15 protein-coding genes and 1 riboswitch are annotated in these 17,819 nt (G+C 38.0%); of the genes, 8 read left to right on the top strand and 7 right to left on the bottom strand.

From position 1 onward, the window contains the following. Together J6U00_RS07355 and J6U00_RS07350 are read right to left on the bottom strand one after the other, a co-directional pair. On the bottom strand, positions 1–673 hold a 673-nt coding region (locus J6U00_RS07355), incomplete at its 3' end, for a hypothetical protein (protein WP_296580615.1). Between the two features lie 350 nt (positions 674–1,023). Continuing rightward, positions 1,024–2,208, bottom strand: coding sequence for a leucine-rich repeat protein (locus J6U00_RS07350; RefSeq protein ID WP_296580614.1), 1,185 nt, complete (start codon positions 2,206–2,208; stop codon positions 1,024–1,026). 624 nt (positions 2,209–2,832) lie between these two features. On the opposite strand from J6U00_RS07350, the gene J6U00_RS07345 reads away from it, so the two are divergent. After that, complete coding sequence (locus J6U00_RS07345) at positions 2,833–3,927, top strand: diguanylate cyclase (RefSeq protein ID WP_296580613.1); 1,095 nt, start codon at positions 2,833–2,835, stop codon at positions 3,925–3,927. 688 nt (positions 3,928–4,615) lie between these two features. Here J6U00_RS07345 and J6U00_RS07340 read toward each other — a convergent pair. Further along, complete coding sequence (locus J6U00_RS07340) at positions 4,616–4,795, bottom strand: hypothetical protein (protein WP_296580612.1); 180 nt, start codon at positions 4,793–4,795, stop codon at positions 4,616–4,618. Between the two features lie 653 nt (positions 4,796–5,448). Here J6U00_RS07340 and J6U00_RS07335 point away from each other — a divergent pair. From J6U00_RS07335 to J6U00_RS07310, 6 genes are all read left to right on the top strand, one after another. Then, positions 5,449–6,003: a flavodoxin family protein gene (locus tag J6U00_RS07335; protein WP_296580610.1), complete on the top strand. Its 555-nt coding sequence runs from the start codon at positions 5,449–5,451 to the stop codon at positions 6,001–6,003. A 379-nt stretch (positions 6,004–6,382) separates the two neighbouring features. Continuing rightward, entirely contained in the window at positions 6,383–6,961 is a 579-nt protein-coding gene (locus tag J6U00_RS07330) for a DUF3841 domain-containing protein (protein WP_296580609.1), read from the top strand. A 762-nt stretch (positions 6,962–7,723) separates the two neighbouring features. Then, positions 7,724–8,725, top strand: coding sequence for an ATP-binding cassette domain-containing protein (locus J6U00_RS07325; RefSeq protein WP_296580607.1), 1,002 nt, complete (start codon positions 7,724–7,726; stop codon positions 8,723–8,725). Next, complete coding sequence (locus J6U00_RS07320; protein ID WP_296580604.1) at positions 8,722–9,525, top strand: ABC-2 family transporter protein; 804 nt, start codon at positions 8,722–8,724, stop codon at positions 9,523–9,525. The genes J6U00_RS07325 and J6U00_RS07320 overlap by 4 nt, the downstream gene beginning before the upstream one ends. Positions 9,526–9,531: 6 nt before the next feature. After that, complete coding sequence (locus tag J6U00_RS07315; protein ID WP_296580602.1) at positions 9,532–10,335, top strand: ABC-2 family transporter protein; 804 nt, start codon at positions 9,532–9,534, stop codon at positions 10,333–10,335. 642 nt (positions 10,336–10,977) lie between these two features. Then, a riboswitch (SAM riboswitch) is annotated at positions 10,978–11,064 on the top strand. An 88-nt stretch (positions 11,065–11,152) separates the two neighbouring features. Beyond that, the gene (locus tag J6U00_RS07310; RefSeq protein ID WP_296580599.1) at positions 11,153–11,479 is read left to right on the top strand and encodes a hypothetical protein; all 327 of its coding nucleotides are present in this window, start codon (positions 11,153–11,155) and stop codon (positions 11,477–11,479) included. Between the two features lie 394 nt (positions 11,480–11,873). Here J6U00_RS07310 and J6U00_RS07305 read toward each other — a convergent pair whose 3' ends face one another. From J6U00_RS07305 to J6U00_RS07290, 4 genes are all read right to left on the bottom strand, one after another. Then, on the bottom strand, positions 11,874–12,233 hold the full coding sequence (locus tag J6U00_RS07305; protein WP_296580597.1) for a hypothetical protein: 360 nt from the start codon (positions 12,231–12,233) through the stop codon (positions 11,874–11,876). A gap of 988 nt (positions 12,234–13,221) precedes the next feature. Then, positions 13,222–13,872, bottom strand: a complete 651-nt coding sequence (locus J6U00_RS07300) for a vWA domain-containing protein (RefSeq protein WP_296580595.1) — start codon at positions 13,870–13,872, stop codon at positions 13,222–13,224. 110 nt (positions 13,873–13,982) lie between these two features. Next, entirely contained in the window at positions 13,983–15,053 is a 1,071-nt protein-coding gene (locus J6U00_RS07295) for an O-acetyl-ADP-ribose deacetylase (protein WP_296580593.1), read from the bottom strand. A 281-nt stretch (positions 15,054–15,334) separates the two neighbouring features. Next, positions 15,335–17,245 carry an NAD(+) synthase gene (locus tag J6U00_RS07290; protein ID WP_296580590.1) on the bottom strand — a complete coding sequence of 637 codons (1,911 nt, stop codon included), beginning with the start codon at positions 17,243–17,245 and terminating at the stop codon, positions 15,335–15,337. A 191-nt stretch (positions 17,246–17,436) separates the two neighbouring features. On the opposite strand from J6U00_RS07290, the gene J6U00_RS07285 reads away from it, so the two are divergent. Next, positions 17,437–17,819: GNAT family N-acetyltransferase (locus J6U00_RS07285; protein ID WP_296580587.1), on the top strand; the 383-nt coding region annotated here is incomplete at its 3' end.

Genomic DNA, 17,819 nt, shown 5'->3' with positions numbered 1-17,819 from the left:
TTTTATACCCAAGTGGCTCAAGTGCCTTGCCAAACACATCAATAAATGCTTCTTTTAATGTTATTTTTTTCTCTTTTAGGGAATTTGGCTGCCTAAAACTAAGCACAAAAATATTTTTTGCAGACACATCAGCATATTCTGCCGCAAATGTAATATTGCAGCTGTCTATACCGATAATAGGTGCAAGCTTTGAAAGTCCATCTTCAATAAATTCATATTCCCCTTTTTGGATTTCTCTGAACTGCTCCCATGTACTATTGCATAAAAACGGCTTCCATATCTTTTCAGACGGCTCCGGTATATCATCGTCAAAATAGTCGTCCGCTCGCCCCATGATAAGTGTATCAGCTTTTCTTCCGTTTTTATCATACAAGTCCATGACCGCACAGTCACTGTCAATGACCTCTGTATTGATACAAGTCGTTTTAAGCATTTTAGCTATTCTTCCCGTATCCATTTTAGATTTTTCATTTCCTTGTTCATAAGCTTCAGAAGTTATAGTCACCCATTTGCAGTTATCTGCAAATTTCAGAATGTATGATATTTCGCATTCGTCGCTGTTACAGGTCTCATAGCCTTCTTCAGCCATTTTTTTACAGAATTTATCAATGAATTGTTTACTGCCAAGCATTTCATTATCAAAAATCTGAGTTGAAGTAAAAAAATTCCCCATTTTAAACTCCTCCTTTTTATATCATGTTATTTAGCTGATACAATAATTGCATTGAAGCATCAAGTATTGAAAGCACATAAATGAGCGTGTTTTCCCTGAGCCCAACTAAACTGTTATAGCAATAATGTCAATATCGCTTATCGTCTGACTCACATCTTTAAAAGCGGTGCAAGCTATTTCACTTGCACCGTGGATTTTCGTTATATTCCTTACTGTTATCATTTTTACTCATAGATACACAATGGTGACATCCTTCCACCGCCTCTCCTAGACGGCGGCTTCCTCTAGTACACAGATGAGCAATCGATTCTCGTTCGATATAGAGGTCGGAAACTTCTATCGGTATTAGGTTAAATACCAAGTCCTAACAGCACATTCTGTATAGCCAGCGCATCACCAACAGTAAGACCGTCACCGTTCATATCACCGTTTATTTTTCCCTGTTCAGTAAGATGAAGCTCTGCTGTACCGTCTAAACCGTATTTATTAGGATTTGCAAGAGCCTGCATTATCATTACTGCATCTGAAAGATCAATCTGACCGTCACAATTTGCATCACCCCTGAGTACTTCAATGGGTTCAGTATGGTTTTCATCAAATATATACTTTGCTCTTTGCAAGAAAGCATCGCTTTCAGGTTTTTCTACACTTTTCCAGGTTGCTTCACTCCCATAAAATGTTATAGTAGCGGTAGATGTGTTATCAGTAAAGGTATATCCGTCAATTTTTTTCAATTTACCTGATATTTTTAAATCTGTAAGTTTGTTACAAGTTCCAAAAACACCAAAACCGAGTGTTTCGGCCCCTTTAAGCTCGACCGAGGCAAGATTTGAACAGTACCAAAATAAATTATCAGGTATATTGCTTACATTTGCAGGTATTACTGCAGAAGTAATTTCGTTATTCTTAGCAAATGCTCCTGATGCAATAAATTTGACACTTGAAGGTACGACCACTTCTCCTTTGCAGGTCCTGCCATCTATCAGAGCTCCGTTAACGGTTACAAGCGGATCAATCTTACGTTGTGCATTAAGCCACGGTGTATTGTCAAATGTATAATCGCCTGTTTCTACCAAATGATTGGGGAAATTAATTGTTTCAAGAGCAGGGCACTCTTCAAATGCATGCATCCCTATTTTATTAACGCTGTCTGGAATCGTTAATGTTGTAAGGTTTTTACACATACCAAATGCATATGGGTTGATTACATTGAGCGTATCAGGAAGCTGCAGGCTCTTCATTGTATTTAACTGAAAAGCATACATTCCAATTTCAGTGACAGGTAAATTGTCAATTTTAGCAGGTATCTCAACAGATGTCATATCCATTGATTTACAACTTGATATAACGATATGATCTGAATACTTCTGATAATTGAACAAATCTGTTGAACCATAGGTGTAGTCAGAATCAGCAGCTGCTATTATAGGAGTGACAGAAGAGCTTAAGCTATCTGGATTTGGAGTAACCATACACGAAAGAGAGAATGCAATTATTAAAGCAGCAATACTTAAAGATATTTTTTTCCTTTTCATGATAAATGCCTCCTTGAAGATTTTTGTTGCAAAAAAGTTATTGAAAAATGATATTCATTTGAACAAGTACATTATATCATTCGATTAATGATTATTCAAGCAATAATTATGAACAAATCCGTATATGAATCAGATTATATAATCACGTTATGGAATCAGCAGGTTTTGTAATAAAAAATTTATAATTTATTTTGTATTAAATATTGTCATTTCAGCAAATATGTGTTATAATATACATACGCCAAGCAAATACATAAAACATTTTGATATAAACGCCCAATTTTTACACTCTGTTTTTTGTTAAATAATAATGGATATGTAGAGTTTTATTGATTTTAACAAGTCGAGATTTGATATGAAAGATTATTATGGATAGTTTGAGACTGTCCCCCGAAACAGTATAATAATCAACATATTCAGTAAAACAATCTCGCTATTGCAAAAGTAACTGTCACATTCGCTCCGGGTAAGCACATGATTATCGTCAGGTCTTTATTGAAGTGGAAACACCCCGCTTCAATGATAAAGATGCTTATTATGGCAGAAGCAAAGCTGCTAATTAAGAATAACCTGATATAAGATAGAAAATCTTTCTTATACCGGAGAATATGTCAATAATGGGGGGTGGTTAAACTGACAATACTCGGTTATTTACACGAACATTGGGCTATGTTGGTTTTACTGCTTGGTATGGGAATCGTGTTGTATTCAGATGTTCATTTGGATAAGAAAATGATACGCCGAATTTCCATAGCAAATATGATGATGTTTTTGTATTCTATCTCCTGCTATGCAGAAACTTACCTTGGAAACCAAACAGAATACTCAATGTTCAGACCGATTCTAAGTGCTTTCAATTACAGTTTGATAACTTTTATTCTTGTAACAGTCGTGATGATCATGTTTCCTAACCAAAAGGGATATCTTTTCTTTCCAGCTATAATGAATGCAGTTCTATGCTTTGTTTCTATTCCGACCGGGATAGTTTTTTATTTCTCAGAAGATAATCATTTTTGTCGCGGGACACTCGGCTATCTTCCATATTTTATCAACGCCCTGTACCTGTTTTATTTCATATTTAATTTGTTCAGACATAGCAAAGCACAGAAAGAAGATTTACGTTTGATTCTATATATTTCTCTGACTTCTGTCATATGTCTGTTACTCCCGTTATTTGCAAGTGACTCAACATCGCACTGGTTTAATATGACAATTGCTGTAAATGTTATGCTCTACTATGTGTTTTTGCTTCAAAAATACACAAAACGCGATTCGCTTACGAATCTTATGAACCGTCAAAGTTATTATACCGATGCTGAAAGATATTCAAATAACATTACAGCGGTTGTTGCAATGGATATGAATGGATTAAAAGAGATCAACGACCGTGAAGGGCATAAAGCAGGAGATACTGCACTTCAGGTACTTGCAGATTGCTTTTGGGAAGCCGCGCGTTACGGACAGCGTGTTTATCGTATAGGCGGAGATGAATATGTGATCTTATGTATCGATACTTCGGAAAATGAGGTTCTTTCATTGATAGAACGAATACGACAGGAATTAGCTAAAACTTCCTATACATGTTCTATCGGGTATGCTATGAAAACCGATGACAGTACAATTGATAAACTCTACCAGCTTGCCGATGCAATGTTGTATAATGATAAGAAACAGTTTTATGAAAGAACGGGCAAGGAAAGGCAAAAAAGACGGATATAGAACAATGTTATGAATATCTAGTGTAAATGCAGTATAGTCTAGTAAATGAGTATTTGAAAGTAATGATTGTATAAGCCTAATTTGTAAGGTAGCAATTTGCTAAAATGTAAATAATCTGAATGCTCGATATTTGAGTTCAAGTCTCAATGTGGCTGTCAAAATCAGAGTGTAAAAGATTCACATTACTACAAGTTGTCACATATTTTACGATAACTGAAAACAACTCCCGTCCAATTAGACAGGAGCTGTTATTTATTAATATTAACGTTATTCTGCCAATTAATCAAACGGGAATTTATACTTTGGATGACGTAAAACTGAAAAATACTATGTTTTTTCGACACAAACATGATATTATGTTATTAAGGAAATATTATGAACTCGCAAAGTAGGCAAACGTATTAAACAGCAAGTACAAAGAAAGCCTCTAAGCACTGAACATCACAAAAATGATTAGGAGAGTGCCGGAATAATGACAATCGAGATTCTCTCATTAAGTGTGGCAAGTCACAGAAATCTTAACAGATATACCAACTATCAGGTGATTTATCAGAAGATTATGACATAGCTGAAAACTAAATACCAGAAGGCAAAGTAATGTTTTCTAAATTTATGAAATTACTGAAAATCTCTATAAATAATTAAGAAGGCTGGACTTGTAATGTGTCCAGCCTTCTTCGTTTTTAAACTATTTATTATTATCATCCTCCGTCCAAGGAGATGTGTAGTGAAATTTACCTGAATTCATATCCATAACCACGTATTCGTCAATACGTCTCATTAAATTACCATTGGAGTCCACACCCATATTATTGTTTAATGGAATTATAAAATCATTATCATTGTAATCAAAAATACCTGCATACATAATAATCCTCCTGTTTTTAAATAAGCTGGGATTCGTCATGTTTGAAGATAAAAATTGCTAATTTAATTATCCATTATTCAATAAACATTTTTATCACCTCTTCTAAAAGCAAGCAATTTACTATACATATATTATATCACATCTCAACATTTTTGTCAATATTAAGTTGAATATATACAAATACAGTACTCTGTTATAAATATATGTATATTCCGCATATAGAAGGTTTCCGGAATATACAAAATATAAATGAGGTATCAGCTCAATCATTTATTTCATAATACAACTTATCTTTCGTGTTTAAATCCAATGCCATCACGCAAGTCAAGTTTTTTACATTAGTAACATCTTGTAAATCATGCAATTTAAATTTTGAGGCACAAATAGTTGACAAAAAGTAAGTAATAACTGCATTTCATTATAAACCGACTTATGTAAAAGAAAAAAAAGAATTGTAACTCAACAGTTCTTTTGAAATAATCTTGAATTTTATAGATTAACAATCTTGCAGTTTGTTTTTTCAGATACCAGTCTTTACAGTGAAACTGATATCTTCATCTCCACTTTTAATATTTCTTCAAAAAGTGATATTCCTTGACACTCACGCTTTGCTGTTGTATAATGAAGACATGATTTTGACGGGAGGTACGAAAATGTCAAATATTCTCGTATTAAACGGCTCTGCAAGAGTGAACGCTTTCACAGCAGCGATGATAGACTCGTTCAGAAAGGGTGCTGAATCGGTTAATCACACGGTCAGTGTCATTGAACTACGCAAGTTGAATATTCATAGTTGTATTGGTTGTATGAATGGCGGAAAAGAGAAAGAACATCCCTGTATTCAGCGTGACGATATGGACATCGTATACGCAGAGTTTCGCTCGGCAGATGTAATCGTTTTTGCTACTCCGTTATTTTTTTGGTCATACAGTGGACTTCTTAAAAATGTTATCGACAGACTTTGGGCATTGGCTGAGTTTGACAGAATTGAGCTGATCGGCAAGAACAGATGCGGTGCATTATTGGTTGCTGCCGGTGGAAGTCATCCCGAACTGCTTTATGAGCATTTTAATTATATGATGAAACGGCTTGCTTGGAAAAATATCGGAAGGGCGGCAATGCTTCATACCGATGATATGGATATACATCATATTCCTGAATGTGAAGAAGCATATCTGCTTGGTGCTTACATAGATAATAGCAAGTAACATGAAAGTTCAGCAAAAAAGAGTAGTATTTCTTTTCAGAAATTGTCACCGCAAGGCGATTGTTCAGTGATAGGTTATACGTAAAATTCGAAATCTGAGAACAGATATCTTACAAAAAAGAGTATAACAGACTTGTTGATATGATAAATAATACTCATAAAAGCAAATACGGATATGTAGGATGATATTTTTGAAGTGATAATTGATAAGATATTTTCTATGTTCAGAAATTAAAAAAGTCCAAAACAGACTGTGTCAAATCTACAAAACAGAGTGCAGATTCTTATAAATGAAAGATATAGAGTTATTATCATACGCACCATGTCCGGTCATTTAACTTATAAAAGTATTTATTAGTTTTAAAATATGGAGGAACGTCATGAAATTATGGACAATACAACCTGCTGAGATATATAATCAAATAATTAACGAAGGTCACTATCGTTTTGATGATAAAATTTCTGAAAATACAGCATGGAGAAACGAATGCCCTGAAGCGTATGACTGGCTTGTATCCGAAATGATAAAACGCATAGGACCACCTCCGAAAGGTATTATATCACCTGTATGGGCATGGTATATTCATAATTTCAAAAGGAAAAAACCTGATCTGAGGAAATCAGAATATGGTAGTAAAGGCGAATCTATGGTATGTCTTGAGATAGACATACCAGATAATGAAGTAGTTTTGTCCGATGAAGAAGCCTGGTATTTTGTCATGAATAATCAGTATCTGTCCAGTGCAACCTGTGAAGAAGCATATAATAGGGATATATCACAGTTTGAAAAACTGCCTGAATATAAAAAGCATGAAGCTATGATTGCTTCATGGCAAAACATATTTGATATAGAATCGTTTGACAACGGATTTACAGCAACAGGCAGGTTTGTACAGGCTACTTTTTGGGAACTGAAAGCTGAACAGATCAGAAAAGTTCAATATTTCACCGCAAGATAGACTACTCACGATATTAACAATATGGATCTGAGGTAATAATATGTAAAGATGGGAAAAAGAAGCAAAATTCGTCCTTGAACTACTCAAAAAGAACGATGAATTAATGTTCAGCGACGATGATGCTGAACACACTCAGCGCAAAAAACATGCTGAATTCGTTAAAGGTTGTTTTTTTCATATAATGATATGTTAGATCTTGATAATTCAATAGCTATGTTTATTCTGCCCAAAATAGCCTACTTTCTAAAAACAACATATGTATCCCCAGTGTACTTACAAAGATTGCTGATGACGGTAAGATTGAAAATGAGGAACAAGCCAGACAGCTGTGGAACCATAATCTGGAAACTATATGTGACGGGTTCAGCCTGTATCTGGAGAAATCCCTTTCTGATTTCACAGATGAAGAAAAAGAGCTATGGAATAATACCAAAAAGTATCTGTTCGAGTACTTTGAATGTCTTTGGTATTGAACATATAGTATCAAAAATCGCTTTTCTTTTAACTTAGAACTCAAAACAGAAACGGTAAGAAGAAAAAACAGTGGCTGAAAATAATTAATTCCCAATAACGAACATGTGGTCACCACATACTTACATATCATATAAAAGATCATCTAAAAACAAAATATAACAAAGCAAGGAGTTTGCCTGCATAGCCATATAACAACTTTTTTCAGCATTATATAACGATGGACGTTTCTGCGCTCCTTCATTATGCAGGAGCATTTTTATTACAGGCAAAAAGAAAAGAGAGGTAAATATGTCAGCTATAATCGAAATCAAAAATGTCAGCAAGGAGTTCAAGGTGCTCAATCGGCGCGAAGGACTCAAGGGCAGTCTCAAGGACCTGTTTTCACGGGACTACAAGACTGTACGCGCCGTTGACAACATCTCAATGAGCATTCAACAGGGCGAGATTGTCGGATACCTCGGTCCTAATGGCGCAGGGAAATCCACTACTATAAAAATGATGACAGGCGTTCTCGAACCTACCTCGGGCGAGATACTTGTAGGCGGTAACATCCCTTATAAAAACCGCACCAAAAACGCTCAGGAAATAGGCGTAGTATTCGGTCAGCGCTCACAGCTGTGGTGGGCTCTGCCACTTGTGGAATCCTTCAAGATACTTAAAGATATCTACCAGATACCCGACGAAAAATACGAAAGCATACTAAAGCTTTACCACTCACTGGTGGACATCGAGCCCCTGCTCCACAAACCTGTGCGTCAGATGTCCCTTGGGCAGCGTACTCTCAGCGATATTCTTGCAGCTTTTCTCCACGACCCTAAGATAGTATTCCTTGACGAGCCTACTATCGGTCTTGATGTTGCCATGAAATCAAGGATACGTACTCTTATCCACGCTCTCAACAAGGAAAGGAATACAACTGTTATCCTGACTACCCACGATATGGGCGACGTCGACGCCCTCTGCAGAAGGATAGTCATTATCGACAAGGGCAAAATGCTCTACGATAACGATATCGAGCACTTAAAGGGCTTCTTCGGCTCATATCGTACACTGAAGCTCCGTATGGACGGTGAACTGAAAGAACAGGCAAAGCTTGTACAGAAAGAGCTTCCTGGGTTTTCCGTATCAGCTGACGATGAGTGGATATCCGTTTTGGTTGACGAAGAAAAATCCAAAGTCTTGGACGTTCTCAGCAAGCTCCAGCACTCGTTCAATATAAGAGATATGCAACTTGAGGAAATCTCCACCGAAGAGGTCATCAAGAAGATATACGAGGAGGGTGTGCAATGAAATTAAAAAAATATCTTACCCTCACCCGTGCAGGCATAATCGAGGCATTGCAGTTCCGACTATCATTCGTTGTAATGGTAATCGGAAATATGCTGTACCTTATTGTGGTATATTTTCTCTGGAAGGCTATTTACACTTCCGCAGGAACGGACGTTGTAAACGGCATGACCTTTACGGACACTCTGATATACCTTGTACTTGCAACTGCACTGTTCAACTTCATGGAGATGTATACCGTCTGGGAGATAGGACGAAATATTCAGTCGGGCAAGATAGTCCTTGACCTGCTGAAGCCAATGGAGTACCGGAAGTACCTGTTCTGGTCATACTCGGGCTCATTTGTCACCCAGTTCTTTCTGACATTCGTGCCCACATTCATAGCCGTGGCTGTTGTAACTCACGGAGCTATACCTATGAGTATAAATCTGCTGTACTTCGTTATTTCCGTAGTTATGGCGGTTTCTATCAATTACAGCATAGACTTCATCGTGGGCACTATATGTCTCTACACTGAGTCAATATGGGGCATAAATATTATGAAGCAGGTCGTAGTTCTCCTGCTTTCAGGCGCTACGATTCCAATTGCATTCTTCCCTGATACACTCAGAACTATTGTGAATTTCCTGCCTTTCCAGTCCATATACAATGCGCCGCTGTCGCTTCTGCTGAACGGTTCTCCCGATATCGAAACTCTTCTCAAAACTCTCGGAACACAGCTTATATGGTGCATAGTAATGATGACAATAAGCAAGGTGTTCTGGAAATCCTCCCTTAGACAGATAACTGTGAACGGAGGCTGATGACGTATGAAAAGAAAAGGTTTAGGCTTCTACGCCAAGATATACTGCAAGATACTCGCTCAGGACCTTAAAAGTAAAATGAGCTACCGCGCAGACTTCATCATTTCCACTATCGGCATGATATGCACCAATATCGCTGGCTTTATCAGCTTCTGGATACTGTTCAGAAACTTCCCTTCCATAAACGGCTGGGGCTACTACGAGATGCTGTTCCTTTATGGCTTCTCTCTGGTATCGCTTACTCCGGTACAGTGCTTCTTCGATAACAACTGGAGCCTCCGTCAGAACGTCTATACGGGAGACTTCATTAAATACTGCTTCCGCCCTATCAATACTTTCTTCTATTATCAATCGGAGGTATTCGACATCAAAGGTCTGGGACAGCTGGCATTCGGTCTGGTGACGCTTATTTATTCATGGATAAAAATAGGTCTGGGCTTCACACCGCTCATGCTACTAAAAACCATAGTGTTCCTGATAACTGCTTCGCTTATTATGATAGCTATGCAGAACGCTGCAGCAGCTACTTGCTTCTGGATACAGAACTCTTTCTACGTTCTCGACCTGGCGTTCCGCTTCAAGGATTACGCAAAATACCCAATTACAATTTTCAGTCCCGTATTCAGATTCATCTTCACATTCCTAATGCCTATAGCATTTATCGCATACTACCCTAGCCTTGTGATACTGCGTCCCGACAAGGTGCCTGTGCTTTCGTGGCTCTCACCTGTTATCGGCATCGCATTCTTCTGGCTCAGCTATAAGATATGGATGCACGGTGCCAAAAACTACAGCGGCACTGGTTCATAAAAACAAACGGATACATCTGCATCGCCAGAGTTTACATGAACCGTTAAGACCTATTTTTTCTTGCTCAATACGTCAAAAGAACATGCCATTATATTGGTATCAAAATTGATGTTCTTAGCAAAAGTAGATTTCGATCATAAGGCACTCCAATACTGTCACATTTACTGGAAATATACAATTAAATTATTGATGATTAAAAAATCATACAATTCTTTAATTAACATTCTAAGAGAAAAATAAGCAGAAGTAAAATATATCTATTATATTGAACTATAAAAATTCAAGGTGGTTATAGAGTAGTCAGATATCTATAACTCTTCTCACTTGGACAACATACAAATTATGGCATCTTTTTGATTATCAGTCTAATTTCAATCAGTGAGCATTTGAATAATTTCTGAATAATTACTTGGATAAATACTTGCTAAAATCAATTGTTTATTGATGCTAAGAAATACAAACCTTCTTATTTTATAGATAACAGCTCCCATCAATTTGTGATATCAATCATATATAGATAGGAGCTGTTATTGTAATTGCGTTGTGTTTTGAAAATAGTGATACTATAAGCTGATATAAAAAACAACTAAATAGTAATGAGGTATTCTCTTGACATTTTACAGTATATATGTTATTATATAAATACCATAAAGAGTACGTTAGGGACAAGCCCGTTGACCGTACAGCAACCTGCGAAGACGTAAGGTGCTAAAGCTTGAACGATGGGATTTAGAATAATGCTTACACAGCGATCCTATCGTTACGATGGGATCGCTTTTTGTTCTCTTATGGAATATTTTTAAGGAGTGCATAATTTATGCGTACAATCAGAGAAATGTTAGGAAATGACGAGAAGGTATGGGTATATCTCAACAATGAGGATAGCTGGAAAGAGTTTACTAATATGGCTGAAGCTGAAGGCTTCCATTTCGGAGAACTTCCGGTTGAGAGATGGACTTTCGGCTATGTAATCGCTGTTCACATTAACGGCGATATGGGGCACTTGCCGATGTTTATTTGGTGCCGATCTTTTTCAGTTGATAGTGAGAAATGTCCAAGAAAGTTAGATTTTAGTAGATATATCGACAACGAGGATGATTATTATTGTAATGAATCACATTTTACATGTAGACTAATGGAGTAAAAAATAGGATAGGGTAAAAAGCATTCCGATGTCGGTTTTTTAATGTGATCAACTATCATTAGTGCAGTCTTACTTGTCAGAACGTTTAGGCGGTGTTATGTAATTTGCAAATAAAAGCAGTCTTTCATTTCCGAAAAAAGGGCGGTTTTTCATCCGCTCCTCATTCTGTCGAAAAAGCCCAGCTTTCGCTGGACTTTTTTAACAGACTGAAGAACTGTTTTTGTAACAGTTCTTGCTAAATTTTCTTTTTTAAATGTTAAAAAGACTTGCAGTTCGGTCTTAATTTGCATTAGTTGGTCCAAAATATCATACAAAATATCGAGCTTGATTTTAGCGATTTTCACGAATTAAAAACGCTGAAATCGAGCTTTATTTAAAACTATGAAAGTAACTTTTAAGCTTTCAGCTGCATTTTCAGCTTTATACTTTTTATCACAGTTTTAATGCAAAGAACGATTCCTGCAACGGAAGAAACAGCTGCTATGATGCTGAACATTACTAATGCCCTTAGAACAATTATAGAACTTCTTGCTGCGGCAACAGCTTCATCATGAGAAGCAGAGACCTCGAATTTATGTATTAATGTATCATAATAATCAGATGTTGTATACTGCATTCCACCAAAAGTACATATTCCGAAAAAATACAAAGTGATAATAAAAACAAATATTAGCAAGATCGGTATTATCACCGATTTGTTTGCAGTGCTATTAGTTTGTTTTTCAATAGATGATATTTCTAAAGTTCTTTTCATGAGTTATGTCTCCTTATACCAAAAGATGTTTAGTGCCTATATCTTATGAACTTATTATAATTATAAGATGGATAAAAGTCAACAAAAGTGACGAAAAAGTAATTATACAGGCAAAATTAGGAAGTAAAGATGAAGTTGATCTTTTTATCCCTTTATAAATAATAAACGTTTCTACCAGTCAAAAACTGACATATTTTTCATTCTTATATCTGTTTGGTAAAAGACTGAAATCGTGATATAACCAGAGTTTGCCGCTTGCAAAAGAGAAACTGAGTCCACAAAGGCTCCGTTTTTCGATTATTCGGTGTTTATCACGCAGATACGGCGCCTGATTTTTTGAGGAAACGTACTATTATACATAAGATCATAGTATTTTCATTGATTTCTTGAGTGATTTAAGTTCTAATCTTGTAAAGAACTTATGTGATATCTTGGTATGAAATGCGTTTAGTATTGCTTGAAGCTCTTCATTATTATGTTGTGCATTCAATGCATTTATTTGGACATCTTTAAAAGCTGTATTTTTTTCGGTAGCCGGATCGGACCTAGAACATATTAATTTTATAAATGAAGGATTCGATTACAGAATTCTAAATGCACATTGCCATTATAGCTGTGTCCATCCTGTTTATGAAGACATATAATTTTGGAAGTTATTAGACCCAAGCCCAAAATGAACTGGCGCAAATTTTGCGCCAGTTCATTTTATTAGTCTGTGGAATATGTTGAAATATTGTAAAGCAGTAAACAAATAAAATCACCTTGATTTTTAAAGATGTTAAATCTGAAAACTCCAATGTTACGGAAAGAGAACCATTGAAATCATCATTGCATTGCAGATAATTTTGATACCGTTCTGGTATAAAACCATTTCAAAATCCATTATTTATTTTTGACGAAGTTTTGTTGTTTTTCTTATTCAATATGCCAACTAAAATAAGTTATAAAGGCTGGGTTTTTTATGAGCCCAGCCTTTTTATTTTCAAACTTAATACTTTTTCCTGCGCTCATTGTCAGCTTCTACAGAGCATTTCCAAGCCTTATTGAGTCCCTTTTTGGCTCTTACACTGCTTACAGCACAGCCCACAGCTTCGTAAAGCACTTCCGTACCGCAGCAGTCAGCGTGATAATCAACTGCATGTTCTGCGCTGATACCGATAGAGCCTGCGGTCTCTGCTGCGTCGATATTGGCTCCAAGGAATACGAACTCCCAACTCTTTTCCTCCTGCACTTTTTCAATGAGCTTCTTCACATCCTTGTGGCTGTACTTTCTGCTGGTGTTCTCCATACCGTCCGTTGTAATGACAAACAATGTCTTTTCAGGAACATCTTCTTCACGGGCATACTTATGGATATTGGCAATGTGGTGAACTGCGTCTCCCACTGCGTCCAGAAGTGCAGTACATCCTGAAGGAACATATTCCCTGTCGGTAAGCTCAGGAACGTCTTCCAGCTTCACTCTGTCATGTATAACTTTGGAATCATTGCTGAAAAATACCGTTGATACAAGTGCCTCTCCCTCTTCTTTCTTCTGCTTTGCTATAAGAGAATTGAAGCCGCCGATAGTATCAGCTGTAAGTCCGCTCATTGAGCCGCTCTCGTCAAGAATGAATACCAGTTCAGTTAAATTCTTTTTCATAACAATACCTCCATTTTGATGTTTTCTGCGGAACCGCTTTCGCGTTTCCTTTACTGTAATTACAGTATACATCATCACGGAGGTGTTTTGGTCGCTTTTAATGCGACAAATTATGAACCTATGAGGCTCTGGTCAAAAGCAAACAATGCTTCGTTTATCTCATATATATTATAATTGCTGCGTTCGATAAAATAACGGATTATCAGATCGAATTTAAGGCTGTCTGACAGAGCAAATCCCGCTTTTTTCAGAAGTTCTTCTGTTTCACAGAGGTCAAGTTCAAGGGCTACTGCAAAAGCCACCGCTGTCTGCTTTTTCGGCTTGTAGTTCTTGTCGCTGCGTATTTTTGAAAAGAGCTTGCGGTCAATATTGGCTTTTTGATAGGTCTCAACGTCTGTCATGCCTTTTTCGTCTATGATTCGGAGCAAAGCTTCCGAGAAGGATTCGTCATGAGTTTTAAGCATATCTTCGAGCGCAATGCTTGGCGCACAGCAAATATCTGCCTCTTCTTCAAGCATGATACTTGCAGAGCTTTCTTTTTTACTTTCCTTTTTCCTGCCGAATAATCCACTTTGTTTAGCTGCTTCGGCAGTATGGTACATACCGAGAACTATATCGCTATCTCTGTTCCTTTTATCACGATCAGCACATTTTTTTGCGTAAGCGTCGCTTATATACTGCCTTATTTCACCGACAATGCCCGAACTCACCTCAAATGAGTCCTTATCAAATATGACAAGTGTGATGTCCATATCATTTTCTTCAAGGAAGCTTCTGAATTCGGAAACTGCAACATCAAGAGCCTTATCCTTCGGATAGCCGTATATGCCAGACGAAATAAGGGGAAAAGCCACGCTCTCACAGCCGTTTTTCTTTGCAAGCTCAAGGGAATTCCTGTAGCATGAACGCAGGAGCTCTTCCTCACAGCGATCACCGCCATGCCATGCAGGACCTACTGCATGTATGATATATTTACAGTCAAGTGCATATCCCTTTGTAATCTTTGCTTCTCCTGTTTTACAGCCGCCGAGGGTTCTGCATTCCGCCAGCAGCTCCGGACCTGCTGCATGATGTATAGCGCCGTCAACTCCGCCTCCGCCCAGCAAAGATGAATTTGCAGCGTTAACAATAGCATCGGCTTTGACCTTGGTTATATCGTTCCTGATTATCCTGAATGGCATACGAGCAACCTCCCCTTCACTCTTATTTATAAAAATTATACCATACCTGACACAGATTATCAATACTTATACCTATAAAGTGTAATATTTCATAACTCAGTTTTTTCATTTGAAAGGATGATATAAGTGACAGAGCTACAATATATGAAAAATAAGATGACACAAACTGAATTTGCTGAATATGGAGACTAAGCTATTAAACTCAGGGATAAAGCTGAAAATTGCGAACTTGAGTTTGATGTCTATGATGAAGACAAGTAAATAGGAAGAAAGTGTATCACTTACATAATTTCTTCTAATTCTTTCAACCATATATATGCAGAAGCATCGCTTGGCATACGCCAGTCACCTCGTGGAGAAAGAGTTACAGTTCCGACTTTCGGACCGTCAGGCAGACACGAGCGCTTAAATTGCTGTGAGAAGAATCGACGATAGAAAGTTTTAAGCCATTTCATTATCAAGTCTTTGGTAAAGCATTCTGCAAATGACAAACAGGCTATACGGAATATCTTTGATGGCGAAAATCCGTATCTCAACATATAGTATATGAAGAAATCGTGCAACTCATACGGTCCGACAATATCCTCGGTTTTCTGCGATATAGCACCGTTTTTTTCAGGTGGCAGAAGTTCTGGGCTAACGGGAGTATCAAGTATATCTGACAGAACTTTTTTCAGTTCGCCTTCTTCTATCTCAGCTTCATAGTTCACAAGCCAGCGTACAAGAGTTTTGGGTATTGACGAATTTACGGCATACATTGACATATGGTCGCCGTTGTAGGTAGCCCACCCCAGTGCAAGCTCAGAAAGGTCTCCAGTACCGACAACGATACCCCCGAGCTGATTTGCTTTATCCATTAGCACCTGTGTGCGTTCTCTTGCCTGTGAGTTCTCGTATGTAACATCATGTGTCTCCGGAGCCTGCCCTATATCAGTGAAATGCTGTGTTACACTTCTGCATATATTTATCTCAGTTAGTGTCGAACCGTAAGCCTTTGCCAGCAAGCAGGCGTTATTATATGTTCTGTCGGTCGTTCCAAAGCAGGGCATAGTTATTGTATGAATACCGCTTCTGTCTAGGCCAAGCAAATCAAAGGCGTGAACAGTAACGATGAGCGCAAGAGTTGAATCAAGTCCGCCCGAAAGGCCCAGCACCGCAGTTTTGCACCCGATATGCCGTAGGCGTGTCATAAGTCCAACAGCCTGCATGGTAAGAATCTCCTCACACCTGCTGTCAAGTGCTTTTTTATCGGACGGTACGAATGGTGTCGTCGGAAAAGTCCTGTCAAGTACAGTTTCTGTGATTTTAAGAGAAAAATATACAGAATTCATACTTGGATAAGTAGAAAAAGAGTTCATTCTTCGGCGCTCGTAGTTTAGCTTTTTTATGTCGGCATCAGCAATAGTAAGTCCGCTTGAAAAAGCCTTTGATTCAGCCAGTACAGAACCGTTTTCTGCAATTATGTTATGTCCTGCAAATACCATATCCTGCGTGGATTCGCCTATACCTGAGTCAGCGTAAGCATAGATGCAGGCAAGAGATCCGGAATGTGATTTGACGAGTGTTCTACGGTAGTCCGCTTTACCTATTAGCTCGTCGCTTGCAGATAGGTTGAATATTATAACAGCTCCTGAAGCCGCAAGCTTTTCAGACGGCGTAGAGCTTACCCACATATCCTCACATATCTCAACTCCGAAGGTAAGCTCGGTCAGCTCCCTGCAAGTGAAAATAGCATCTTCAAGGTGAACGGAATAGTCAGCATCAAGCTGAATATCCGCACAGAGACTGTCATCGGCTGCGGTAAAATGGCGCACCTCGTAAAACTCACTGTAATTCGGGATATTCTTCTTTGCAACTGCTCCGACAGCTTTGCCTCCGTTTATGATAACGGCGCAGTTGTACAGCTTTCCGCAGACTGCCAGCGGTACTCCGACAAGTGAAACTATATCTAGCTTTTCTGTCTCTTTTATTATTCGTACAAGTTCTTCCCTTGCCGAGCTTAACAGCGCGTCCTGCAAAAACAGATCGCCGCAGGTATAGCCTGTAACAGAAAGCTCGGGAAAGCATATTATTTTAACCCCCTTAGTGTGAGCTTCGGTGATGAGCTCAATTATCCTGTCGGCGTTATACCGACAATCAGCAACTTTAACATCAGGCGTTGCACAGGCAACTTTAATAAATCCGTCCTTCATAGTATCCCTCCAAAAAATAAAAAGGCACTGCGAAAAAATGCAGCGCCTTTGCTTGTCTGAGATAATTATATATCAAATCCACGAAATTGTCAAGTAAAACTTGACATAATAGACTGACTATGATATAATACATGTAAAGAGCAACGGTGCTGAGTATTCAGCACCGTTTTTGCGTTGTTGGAGGTGATACAATGTCACAGATAAGGTATAAATGGACTGATGGCAATAACAAGGATTTTCAGAGGTTCTATTTATTGACTGAGGAATACTACAACAGTATTGTAGGCGGAGTTCAGAACCGCAAAGGCTTTATCCCTTACAATATATCCGAAAGCATAGGCACTGTGCTCATAGCCTGTATTGATGATACCGCTGTGGGCTGTGCGGGACTGAAAAGATACTCAGATACAGATGCGGAAATCAAGCGTGTATGGGTAGAACCTGAATACCGTCGACATCGTATCGCTGAAAATATGATGAATATGTTAGAGGAACTGGCAGAAAAAATGAAGTTCCAGCGTACTGTGCTGCAAACTCGTGAAGCGATGAGAGAAGCCGTATCGCTTTATGAGAA

This window comes from Ruminococcus sp. (assembly GCF_017650195.1).
Classification (GTDB): domain Bacteria; phylum Bacillota; class Clostridia; order Oscillospirales; family Ruminococcaceae; genus Ruminococcus.
Note: the sequence above shows the minus strand (reverse complement) of the source record. Positions and strands in the feature narration are given on the sequence as shown.